The sequence below is a fragment of the Bacteroides sp. 224 genome, from assembly GCF_010500995.1.
Classification (GTDB): Bacteria; Bacteroidota; Bacteroidia; order Bacteroidales; family Bacteroidaceae; genus Bacteroides.
The window spans coordinates 40,314-51,621 of sequence record NZ_QVMK01000018.1 but is presented as its reverse complement, the minus strand read 5'-3'; the positions used below and the strand labels follow the sequence as shown (position 1 = coordinate 51,621).

At 41.1% G+C, this 11,308-nt stretch carries 9 protein-coding genes; 3 read left to right on the top strand and 6 right to left on the bottom strand.

The features are described 5' to 3' along the window. On the top strand, window positions 1-742 hold a 742-nt coding region (locus tag D0T60_RS10015; protein ID WP_163218045.1), incomplete at its 5' end, for an Rpn family recombination-promoting nuclease/putative transposase. 162 nt (window positions 743-904) lie between these two features. On the opposite strand, the gene D0T60_RS10010 is transcribed toward D0T60_RS10015, so the two are convergent. After that, a complete protein-coding gene (locus D0T60_RS10010; RefSeq protein WP_163218094.1) occupies window positions 905-1,729 on the bottom strand; it encodes a M48 family metallopeptidase in 825 nt (274 codons plus the stop codon). A 117-nt stretch (window positions 1,730-1,846) separates the two neighbouring features. Here D0T60_RS10010 and D0T60_RS10005 point away from each other — a divergent pair, with 117 nt between their 5' ends. Then, a complete protein-coding gene (locus D0T60_RS10005) occupies window positions 1,847-3,739 on the top strand; it encodes an AAA domain-containing protein (RefSeq protein ID WP_370524409.1) in 1,893 nt (630 codons plus the stop codon). 37 nt (window positions 3,740-3,776) lie between these two features. Then, window positions 3,777-5,240 (top strand): alpha-L-fucosidase, encoded by a 1,464-nt coding sequence (locus tag D0T60_RS10000; protein ID WP_163218044.1) that lies wholly within the window; start codon window positions 3,777-3,779, stop codon window positions 5,238-5,240. Window positions 5,241-5,306: 66 nt separating this feature from the next. On the opposite strand, the gene D0T60_RS09995 is transcribed toward D0T60_RS10000, so the two are convergent. The 5 genes from D0T60_RS09995 to D0T60_RS09975 all read right to left on the bottom strand — a co-directional run bounded on the left by D0T60_RS09995 (window position 5,307) and on the right by D0T60_RS09975 (window position 11,278). Next, entirely contained in the window at window positions 5,307-6,095 is a 789-nt protein-coding gene (locus D0T60_RS09995; protein WP_239059537.1) for a DUF4249 domain-containing protein, read from the bottom strand. 19 nt (window positions 6,096-6,114) lie between these two features. Further along, entirely contained in the window at window positions 6,115-8,448 is a 2,334-nt protein-coding gene (locus D0T60_RS09990; protein WP_163218042.1) for a TonB-dependent receptor, read from the bottom strand. A 185-nt stretch (window positions 8,449-8,633) separates the two neighbouring features. After that, window positions 8,634-9,452: a leucine-rich repeat domain-containing protein gene (locus D0T60_RS09985; protein ID WP_163218041.1), complete on the bottom strand. Its 819-nt coding sequence runs from the start codon at window positions 9,450-9,452 to the stop codon at window positions 8,634-8,636. A gap of 171 nt (window positions 9,453-9,623) precedes the next feature. Then, window positions 9,624-10,175: a hypothetical protein gene (locus tag D0T60_RS09980; protein ID WP_163218040.1), complete on the bottom strand. Its 552-nt coding sequence runs from the start codon at window positions 10,173-10,175 to the stop codon at window positions 9,624-9,626. Beyond that, complete coding sequence (locus tag D0T60_RS09975) at window positions 10,172-11,278, bottom strand: serine/threonine-protein kinase (RefSeq protein ID WP_163218039.1); 1,107 nt, start codon at window positions 11,276-11,278, stop codon at window positions 10,172-10,174. The genes D0T60_RS09980 and D0T60_RS09975 overlap by 4 nt, the downstream gene beginning before the upstream one ends. Between the last annotated feature and the right edge of the window lie 30 nt (window positions 11,279-11,308).

The following is an 11,308-nucleotide window of genomic DNA, read 5'->3' as shown; positions in this document are numbered from 1 at the left end:
TGTAGACGTTCGCTGTAAAGACAAACAAGGCAGGCAGTTTATTGTAGAGATGCAAATGATATGGTCGCCCGAGTTTAAGCAGCGTGTATTGTTCAATGCCTCCAAGGCTTATGTTCGGCAGATAGATACCGGCGAACATTATGAGCTTTTGCAACCGGTATATTCACTCAACCTGGTAAATGAAGTATTCGAATCGGATTTAGAGGGCTATTACCATTACTACAAACTGGTGCACGTAGAGCATACTGAAAAGGTAATCAACGGTCTTCACCTGATATTTGTTGAGCTTCCCAAGTTTACACCCAACACCTACGCTGCTAAGAAAATGCAGGTATTGTGGCTTCGTTATCTTACGGAAATCAGCCAACATACAAGAGAAGTTCCGCAAGAGCTAATGGATAACCCACAAATAAAGAAGGCTGTTACTGCCTTAGAGGAATCTGCCTTTACTGATGCTCAACTGCTGGGTTATGAGAAGTTTTGGGATATTATTAGTGTGGAGAAAACGCTATACAGTAGTGCAGAGCGAAGAGGATTAAAAGCAGGAATGGAGCAAGGCTTGCAGAAAGGAATGGAGCAAGGTCTGAAAATTGGTCGTGAAGAAGGTCGTGAAGAAGGTCGTGAAGAAGGTGTAAAAGAAGAAAAAATTGCTAATGCACGAAAATTCAAGCAGCTTGGAGTAGCGGCTGATATTATAGCTCAAGCAACAGGGCTGTCGATAGAGGAGATAGAGGGGCTGTGATAGACTAAAAGACTAATACAAAACTGTTTTGAATTAATTCACCACAGATTAACACAGATTTTCACAGATCAAATTATTCCATTACAAAGCCAAAGAGAACAGAGTTTTTAGTTAATAATCTGTGGAAATCTGCGTTAATCTGTGGTGAAACTCCCAATACACCTAAAAATTAAAATGGATCGTCCCTGTTGATGTTCCTTGCTTTTTATAATACTTCAGTGCATCAGGCATTAATTTTTGCAGCTTCTTTATACGTGTTTCATCCGAAGGGTGAGTACTCATAAACTCCGGCACCTTCGATCCTCCTTGAGACATACGTTGCCAAAACGGGATGGCTGCCTCCGGGTTATAACCTGCCATAGCAATAAATACCAACCCTAAATGGTCGGCTTCACTTTCGTTCAGGCGAGAATAAGGAAGCATCACGCCATATTGTGCGCCTAAGCCGTAAACCTGCATTCCTAAGGTTTGAACCATTTCAGACTTCTTACTCAATAACAACCCGGCGGCTACTCCTCCATAATTCATTACCATTTGCTGACTCATACGTTCGGCTGAGTGCTTCGCCACTGCATGAGCTACTTCATGCCCCAACACCACGGCCAGTCCTTCTTCATCTTGTGTATAAGGTAAAATTCCCTCATTTACCACAATCTTCCCGCCGGGCATACAAAAGGCATTGGCTTCGGGATCAGCTACCAGGTGAAATTCCCAAACGAACTCTGCTGCCTCTTTCTCGCGACCATTGGCACGGAGATATTCTTCTACCGCATTGGCCACATTCCGCCCTACACGCTCCACCATAGCTGTATTTTTCTTATCGGCAGAGGGTTGGGCTACTTTCATATATTCCGAAAAGCTTTGTGCGCTCAGGCTCATCACTTCCTGATCGGACACCAAACTTAATTGTTTACGGCCCGTTACAGCCACAGTGCTACATCCGCTCAAAAAAAGTATAGACAAGCAAAAGCCTGCCGTTCGTATCATTTCATTTCTTCTCATCATGGATTACTAATTTATATTATAAAACAAATTATTGAAACAACATACTAAAAAACAAGTATTGGTTACCTTTGTCGGCAAAATCATCATTAGAGTTTACTTGTGGACAAAAATAATAAAAAAACTTCAGTAGCAGAGCTCAACTTGCAAAAACAACAGCTTTTACTACGTATGGAGTATGAGCATGAAAAAGAGGAATTCCAACGACAAACCGAAATCATGGGAATCGGCAGAAAGATCAAGAGAGGGCTTTGCTGGTTTCCGGTAAAGGCAACACGGAGTTTTTATAATTCATTAAACCAGTTAGTTGTAGAGATAGAGCGGAGAGAAGACAAAGAGATTGAACATTCTTTCGAGTTCGGCAGGCCTGTATGCTTCTTTACCCAAGATGCAACCGGGAAACTACATTACTTCAAATTCACGGCACAAGTTAGCTATGTCGACAATGATCGAATGGTTATCGCCCTCCCTCATACAAATTCATTAACAGATATACAAGCTTGTGACTTATTAGGTATTCAACTTTATTTCAACGAAACAAGCTATCAAACCATGTTTGAAGCCCTATCCGATGTATTACGAGCCAAAGGAAACAGATTGGCCGAATTACGCGATACCCTGATTGGTCCTCTCCCACCTCGCCAACGAGATCTCTTCCCTATTCGTTTTCCCTGGCTGAATGCCACACAAGAAAGTGCCGTAAACAAAGTGCTCAGCTCCAAAGATGTAGCCATTGTGCACGGTCCTCCCGGAACCGGAAAGACCACCACGCTGGTAGAAGCTATTTACGAAACATTGCATCGAGAGAACCAGGTTTTAGTTTGCGCACAAAGCAATATGGCTGTGGATTGGATTTCCGAAAAACTGGTAGATCGAGGTGTGCCTGTATTACGCATTGGCAATCCTACCCGTGTTAATGATAAAATGCTCTCTTTTACATACGAACGCCAATTCGAGAACCACCCTGCTTACACCGAGTTATGGAGTGTGCGCCAATCCATTCGTGAGTTGCATGGTAGAATGAGGAAAGGCAGTTATTCGGAAAGAGAAGGAATGCGCAGCCGAATGAGTCGTTTGAAAGACCGAGCCACCGAATTAGAAATCTTAATTAACGAAGATTTATTTTCGCAGGCAAGGGTAATTGCCTCCACTTTAATAAGCTCCAACCACCGGATATTAACCGGTCGGTATTTTACCTCTTTATTTATTGATGAAGCTGCTCAGGCACTCGAAGCAGCCTGTTGGGTTGCTATTCGAAAAGCCGATCGTGTTATCCTTGCCGGAGATCATCAACAGCTACCACCCACCATTAAATGTTATGAGGCAGCCCGGGAAGGACTTAGCCAAACGCTCATGGAAAAAATAGCCGCCACCAAACCATCGGTTGTTTCATTATTGAAGGTGCAATACCGCATGCACGAAGCCATCATGCGTTTTTCCTCCGATTGGTTCTATGAGGGAATGCTCGAAGCAGCTCCGGAGGTACGCCACAGAGGGATCTTGGATTATGATACCCCTATGACATGGATAGATACTTCAGAATACGAGTTTCAAGAAGAATTTGTGGGAGATACTTTTGGGCGTATCAACAAAGCCGAAGCCGATCTCTTACTCCTGAAATTGCAAGAATACATTATTCGTATCGGCAGGGAACGCATTGTAAACGAACGGATTGACTTCGGTTTAATATCACCTTATAAGGCACAAGTGCAATATTTAAGGAATAAGCTCAGAAGCTACAATTTCTTTCGTCCGTATCGCAACGCAATTAGTATTAATACGGTAGACGGTTTTCAAGGGCAGGAGCGAGATGTTATTTTTATCAGTTTGGTACGTGCCAACACCGACGGACAAATAGGCTTCCTAAACGATTTGCGGAGAATGAATGTAGCCATCACCCGTGCCCGTATGAAGCTCGTTATACTGGGAGATGCCTCTACACTAACCAAGCATTCTTTTTACAAAATGTTATTCCAATCCGCACAAAATTCATAACTTTGCGTCTGAACCTTTAAATTTTAATAATCAGTTCATGAAAAAGAAAGCATTTTATTCATTATTACTTGCAGTTATCTTTCCTGCATTTCTATCTGCCCAAGATCAAGGGCACGCTCACGGAATGTCGAAATCCTACACCTGGCCTACCGAAAAAGGAGTACTCGAAAAGCTCGATAAATGGCAAGATCTGAAGTTCGGAATGATTATTCACTACGGTCTATACTCTGAGTTAGGCATTGTAGAATCATGGTCTATCTGTGCCGAAGAAGCCGACTGGATTCCTCGTGACTCAACCATCTGTTACGACGAATACAAACGTCAATACTGGTCTACCATCGACCGCTTTAACCCTGTAAAACTCGACCCGGAATCATGGGCTCGTTACGGAAAAGAAGCCGGTATGAAGTATGTAGTATTCACGACTAAGCATCATGACGGTTTCGCGATGTTCGACACCAAGTACTCCGACTTCTCCATTACCAAAGGAGCTTTTAAAGATCATCCACGCAGCAACATTGCTAAAGAAGTATTCAATGCTTTCCGCAACGATGGCTATATGATTGGTGCTTACTTCTCTAAGCCGGACTGGCATTCGCAATATTTCTGGTGGGATCGGTACGCTACCCCCAACAGAAGAGTGAACTACAACATTGCCAAAAACCCTTGGAGATGGAAGCAGTTCGAGAAATTCACCTACAATCAAATCGAAGAACTGATGAACGGAGATTACGGTTCCATCGATATCCTTTGGTTAGACGGTGGTTGGGTGCGTCCCGAACGTCCGGGAGAAAGAGAACGATTAGGCACAAGCTTCTTGGGAGCTATGGAAATAGACATGGATAAGATTGCCGCAATGGCCAGAAGCTATCAGCCAAACTTGCTTATGGTAGACAGAACCATAGCCGGCAAAAACGAAAACTACCAAACCCCCGAGCAAGGGATACCCGATAAGCAATTAAACAATCCGTGGGAAAGCTGCATCACCTTAGGAAAAGACTGGGGCTTTACTCCCAATGATCCTTATAAATCATCGGCTACCGTTATTCATAAATTGGTGGAGATTGTGGCCAAAGGCGGAAGCTTACTATTAGGTATAGGTCCTAAACCCGACGGAACACTGCCCAACGAAGTGGTAGACCGACTGAAAGGCATTGGCGAATGGACTTCGCAAAACGGAAAAGCCATCTATGGTACTCGCAATGCCCAAGTGTACAACGACGGAAACACCTGGTTTACCCAAAGCAAAGATGGTAAGAAAATCTATTCCATCACTTGTCTGACAGAGGGAGAAGCTATACCCGAAACCATTTCATGGAAAGGTTGGGAGCCAAAAAAAGGAAGTGCTATTCGGTATGTACCTACCGGACAAAAAGTGAAGTGGACAAAAACAAACGATGGAGATATTGTTATTACCTTGCCCAAAGGCATTAAGCAAGGATGTGCTGCCGTTGCTTTTGAAGTTACGCCGGCACCATCTAAACAGCTTATAGCATTCTAACTTAACATATTTAAATTTCATGATTAAAAGAGGGTGTGTCCGTGTTGTGGGCACACCCTCTTTTTATTACCACTCCATTACAATCTCCTTGCTGGTATACGAATACGCACCAAAGTACCCCAATGCACCACCCGATATATTGCTTGTGGGGTTGGCTAATGCATTCTCCATATTATCTCTTGTATAGAAGAAGGTATAAGTGCCTTTGTCTATACAGCGCATTTCTACAGTTATCTTATCACCTTTCTTAATGGCATCTTCATCTCTTCCGTCTTCATAGCTTACAAATACGGGCAGATGAACCATACTTCCATCCATAAATTCGGTAGAAATCAGCGGTTCCCTCAACCGGGGATATTCGTCATTAATCCCAATGATAAGCCGGTAATACTCGTTTTCCTTTCCTATGGGATCTTTGAAATGAATCTGAGGAAATGGATAGTCGTGTATCGGAAATTTCCATTGAGTTAAAGAATCAATCTCCACCCGGGGAGGCATATAGGTGGTAGCCGTATACTCCACTTCTTCATAGGTAACGGTCAACTGATAGGTTCTGCGCTCAACACCCCTTATGGTGGTGGCTATAAACTTGCCCGATGCATCGTAAGGCAATACTTCTGTATTTCCGGCATCATCGCTAATAGACACAACAGCCTCCGATATCGGGGTATAAGCCGTATTATCGCTAAAGTCTTTCGTTTTGGTGATGCGCACCTCGGCAGGAGCACCCATACGGATGGAAGCGTCGATCACCAAACGAGGTTCTACAGAATTTAAGTCTACATCTATAATATCTTCGCAGGCAGTAAAAGCCAACAGAAACGCGGCAGCAGTAAAAAGTATCTTTCTATTCATAATTCTCAATAATGTTCGGTTAAAATTTAAAGTTCCACGATATAGATGGCACATAAGTAAATAAAGAATAGCGATAGGCAGATGTCTTCCCGGGATCATCATCGTTTGTACGGAACTGAATCATATACGCATTCTTCCTTCCATAAGCATTGTAAAGGCTGAAAGCCAATTCCGACTCAAACTTGGCAGTCTTTTTCAGCAGGCAGGTGGCACCTAAGTCCAAGCGATGGTAGGCAGGTGCCCGGTAGCCGTTTCGCTCGGCATAATACATCACGTCTTTTCCATCAACCTGATACTTACCACTGGGGTAGGTTATAGCATTTCCGGTGTAATAAACCCATGCGGCAGACAGTGTCCACTTGCGATTTAGTTCATAGATACCTACCAAAGAGATGTCGTGCGTTCGATCCTGATAAGCATCGTACCAGTTACCTTCATTGATGCCGTTAATCTTTTTCTCCGACTTTGCCAGTGTGTAGCTAAGCCAACCATTTAATCTTCCGGTACGTTTCTTCAACATAAACTCCACTCCGTATGCTCTACCCTTGCCTACCAATACTTCCGTATCGATTACATCATAGCCTTGAAACTCTGCATGATCTTTAAAGTCCAACTGATTGCGCATATCCTTATAGTAAGCCTCTACGCTAAACTCATATACATTATTGCCAAAGTTTCTGAAATAACCCAGTGTAAACTGATCGGCTATCTGAGGTTTAATGTTGTTGGAGCTGGATGTCCACCTATCAAAAGGAGTACCGGCCGATACGTAAGTGAGCAAATGCATATTCTGTGTAGTACGCGCATAAGAGCCCTTAACAGATGAAGTAGCATTCAGTTTATAAACAGCCGACATACGAGGTTCGAGGTTGATATACGTTTTCACAAATTTGCCCGAACCGTGCCAGATACTATCCGTTACTTCGCGATGTTCGTTCAACTTATAATATTCGCCTTTACCGAGAGCGGAGAAAGTAGAAAGTCGGAGTCCGTACAGCAATTCCAGTCTGTTGTTCAGTTTCAGTTGGTTGGAAAGATACAAACCATTCTCCCAAGAGTAGCGGTGATGAAGGTGGATATTATTCTCAACATCAGAATCTACATCAAAATCGCCGGGGGCAATATCATGATAGGTAGACTGTAGCCCTGCACGCCAAGTGCTGTTTGCATTGGAGGTAAACTGAAGCTCGTGTTTAAAACCGTAATCTCTGATCTTTGCGTTTCCATCTTCTTGCATTCCTCCCATATCCATATCGTATCCGTAGGAATATTGGCTGAACTGCAACGAAGAGGTAGAAAGCCATTTAGGGTTGATATTCCTTGTCCACTTGGCATTGAGGAAGGCATTTCCCCATCCCATCTCGGCTACATCTTTCAACACCATTTTATCTCTTCCCAGATATCCGGAAACGGATAGTTGGTCTTTGTCCGAAAGAGCAAAATAGAGTTTCATATTCAAATCATAGAAATACAGATAAGCATTCTGTGCTTCGCTTATTCCCGATAAACGGGCAATGGCATCTGCATACGTTCTGCGTGCTCCCAACAAAAACGAGGATTTTCCTTTCTGAATAGGTCCTTCTACATTCAGTTTGGAAGAGATCAGACCGATACCCCCGGAAACTCCGTAGTTCTGCATATCGCCATTTCGCTGCTGAACATCGAGAATGGCAGACAGGCGTTCGCCATATTGCGCCGGAATGGGGCCTTTGTACAAAGCAGCATCTCTTATCACATCCGAATTGAATGTAGAAAAGAAGCCCATTAAATGGGATGCATTGTAGATAGACACATTGTCGAGCATAATCAGGTTCTGATCCGAAGTTCCGCCACGCACGAAGAAACCGGAACTACCCTCACCGGCACTCTTTACTCCGGGCATCAATTCTAAAGACTTAATAATATCTCGCTCGCCCATCAATACGGGAAGCTTATTCAACTGAGGAAGCTCTAATTGAGTAACTCCCACCTGAGGATCAGTTACATTGGCATCCGTCCGGCGAGAAGTAACTACTACTTCTTCGAGCTCTACGGATGTTTGCAACATTTGGATATTTTGTTTCATTGCAGCGTTAACAAGCGATACGTTAACTACTTTCTCTTCATAGCCCATGTAGTTCAGGTGCAGCTTATGGCTTCCTTTGGAGAGAGACAGATTATACCTGCCTTTCGAATCGGTAGTAGTTCCTACATTTGGCTTCCCCTCTACATAGATGGATACGCCAATCAGAGCTTCTGCTGTTTTAGCATCGGAAACCAATCCTGTGACTCTGTAGTTTTGAGCCGAAACCGAAATTGAGATAACAGATAGTAGAATGCCCGTAATTATACGGAATGTTTTAGTTAATGTCATTGGTTAATGTCTTTGTCTTTTAAAGAGATGTTGTTAATTGTTTGTTGTTCCAAATTCGGAGCAAAAGTATACATTTATTTTGCACAGCATATAAAAAAGAGACAAAGAGTATGATTTTAACTACGAAAGTGAAGGTTTGGTAGAGAAAGAATGATACTTTAATAAATAAAGTATATCCTAACAAGTTATTTCATATAGATAGAATTGCCTTGAACCTTTATCTTCTTTAAATTAAAACGCTCCATAAAAACATTCCGATTCATAAGAGGTATACTACTAGGTAGAGAAATAACTTCCAACGACTTACAATTATCAAAAGCTGCCATGTCTATGTATTTAACACCTTCGGGTATAATAACATCCGTCAGCTTCTCGCAATTCCCAAAAGAATTAAATTTTATCTCAACCATTCGACGAGATAAAACTACACGTTTGAGATTTGCACAATCATAAAAAGCACTCTTACCAACATATTCTAGCGAGTTAGGTAATACAACATCCTTTAAACTACTACAATTTGCAAAACAAGCTTCCCCAAGTTTCTTAAGATTCCTCGAAAAATTTATTGACTGTAAATTCCTGCAACCACAGAAAGCCATGCGACCAATTTCTACAATAGTGCCAGGAAGAGTAATCTCAAGTAATAAAGCACAATTATAAAATGCAGCCTCTTCTATTTTAACAACAGTGCAACTTCTTCCACCATAGTTTACTGTAGTTGGTATGTTAATTATTCCTTGATAAGAAACACTACGTTTAGATATTACCGCTACTTCATAATCTGCAATAAACCTGTAATGAATGTTTACACCATCCCTGTTAGGCAACGAGAACTCTAAACTGAAGACATTCTGTGATATTGCCAACAATGGCATAATCATAAAAAGAACTGATAAAACAGTTTGAGCTAATACCTTTCTTGCTGACTTTCTTAAATATTTTGTGTTGTCATTTCTATTTTCTTTTTTTAGGCGACCAGCAAAGGCCACAATAATAAAACCCATTTATTTCCTTTTAATTTGGCTCACTCTGGAGACCTTATTGTTTCTCTGGCAGTTAACAAATAAATGAATAAAGCCAGAGTGTTGTAATTCATATCACATGAACTACCTATTCTTTACGATCAAATATATACAAAATTTACCACAAAAGGAAATAGTTAAGAAAATAAATTATCAAGAAATAACGGTAATCATCAGCACTCCTCCTTCCTTAGCACCTGTATATGTGCCTAAAGAAACTCCCCCTCTGACAACCTCTTTAACTACCAAGGGAGCATTAAGAAGAATAGATTCAATTCTAAGGAAATCACCAGGATACAATTTTCCTTTATTTACATGAATAACTTTGCAAGTTTTATCCGGCTGTACTTCTAAAATCAATTCTCTATCTGGGGAATAGACAAGATAAAGCTGTTGCCCTACATGAAATTCTTTAGGAAAGATGCAATCCGGACAATCACCAAAACCAGAATTAGTACCTTCCAATTCTTTTTGTAAGATACTCCAAGTAGGATACTCCAAGTATTGGGCAATAATATTTAAAGTTGTTTGAGTGGGATCTACTTCAGCAAGAGTACCAAAGAGTCGCTTTAGCGTATTAACAGACAAACGTTCACCGGTTTTTTCAAGAATACATTCAGACAATACAGCAAAATCGGCAGGACGCAACAATTGAGTAGCTGATTTTTCTTTAAGAAGTTGGCAAATTAAGGTTGGAAGTATCATTGGGCATATTTGCTAAAGGCATTTTTATAGAGTTCCTCATAGATGCTGGGAGGAAGTTTCACATATTTTCCATTCTCTAATTTCACTTCCATAAGTAATTCATCAGTGCTTATGAGTTGATAATAAAGAGCATAAAGAGAAGCTTTAGTATCTCTTTCTTTTTTTATCTTTTCTATTATTGAAACCTCTAAAGGAGTGGGGGTTATTACAAATGTAAAAGCAGATGACACATCTTCTTTCACTGACTCCTGTTCAATATTCATATCAACAGGAGGAAGTGAGGGTGCAGTAATAAAAGTCTTATCTATGAGTTGTCCTCCCCAGAAAACAAATACCATCACGATTAATAAGAAAGCACTTACAGCATACCGACGCTTCATTGCTGACAACATTGAAGATCTCATTTCATTAATTGACTGATATCTTTTTTGAGGATTGAAAGCAGTACATTTGCCAATGAATTCTTTTGAACCAACTCCAATACCCCGAAGAATACATCCAATTGCATATATATCGCAGGCGGGAGACAGGTTTCCTATTTTAGTTTTTTGTTCAGGAGCCGCATATTTTCCAGAACCTGCTGGCTGATAAAGATAACAATCCTGATAAGCAAAACCAAAATCAATTAGTTTTACGTGATTTCCTTGTCTCGTTATCAGTATATTATCAGGTTTCAGATCTAAATGCAGTATTTGATGCTGATGCAGATATTCAATGGCAGCAAGCAACTCTGTAATAAATTGCTTTTGGTTAACTTTGTTTTTAAAATGAGTAGGGGTTTCTTTCTGAAATTCATCTAAAGTAAGTCCATCCACATATTCTGTTAGAATACATAACCCTTCCTTATCTTCTTTGATATCCACATAACGCACAATATTAGGATGATCCAAATGAACTCCTAATTCAAATTCCTTTCTAAAAGCAGCTATGTATAATGTATTCTGAAGATATTCCTCTTTTAGTCGTTTCATCAAAAGCCATTTTCCATAATAATTCACCTTGTAGCAACAAGCTGTAACCCCCTCACCAACATAGTATGACATCGGAGAGGAAAGCGAAACTATATGAGGAACTGCAAAACCTGATTCTTCTACTCTATCCATTGTCTTATTCAATCTTCTCCTCTACTGGTA

Excerpts from the sequence above, each read along its gene's own strand:
- D0T60_RS09975 (WP_163218039.1), bottom strand. The coding sequence starts at position 11,278 with ATGGATAGAGTAGAAGAATCAGGTTTTGCAGTTCCTCATATAGTTTCG.
- D0T60_RS10010 (WP_163218094.1), bottom strand. The coding sequence starts at position 1,729 with ATGATACGAACGGCAGGCTTTTGCTTGTCTATACTTTTTTTGAGCGGA.
- D0T60_RS09990 (WP_163218042.1), bottom strand. The coding sequence starts at position 8,448 with ATGACATTAACTAAAACATTCCGTATAATTACGGGCATTCTACTATCT.
- D0T60_RS09995 (WP_239059537.1), bottom strand. The coding sequence starts at position 6,095 with ATGAATAGAAAGATACTTTTTACTGCTGCCGCGTTTCTGTTGGCTTTT.
- D0T60_RS10000 (WP_163218044.1), top strand. The coding sequence starts at position 3,777 with ATGAAAAAGAAAGCATTTTATTCATTATTACTTGCAGTTATCTTTCCT.
- D0T60_RS09985 (WP_163218041.1), bottom strand. The coding sequence starts at position 9,452 with ATGGGTTTTATTATTGTGGCCTTTGCTGGTCGCCTAAAAAAAGAAAAT.
- D0T60_RS09980 (WP_163218040.1), bottom strand. The coding sequence starts at position 10,175 with ATGATACTTCCAACCTTAATTTGCCAACTTCTTAAAGAAAAATCAGCT.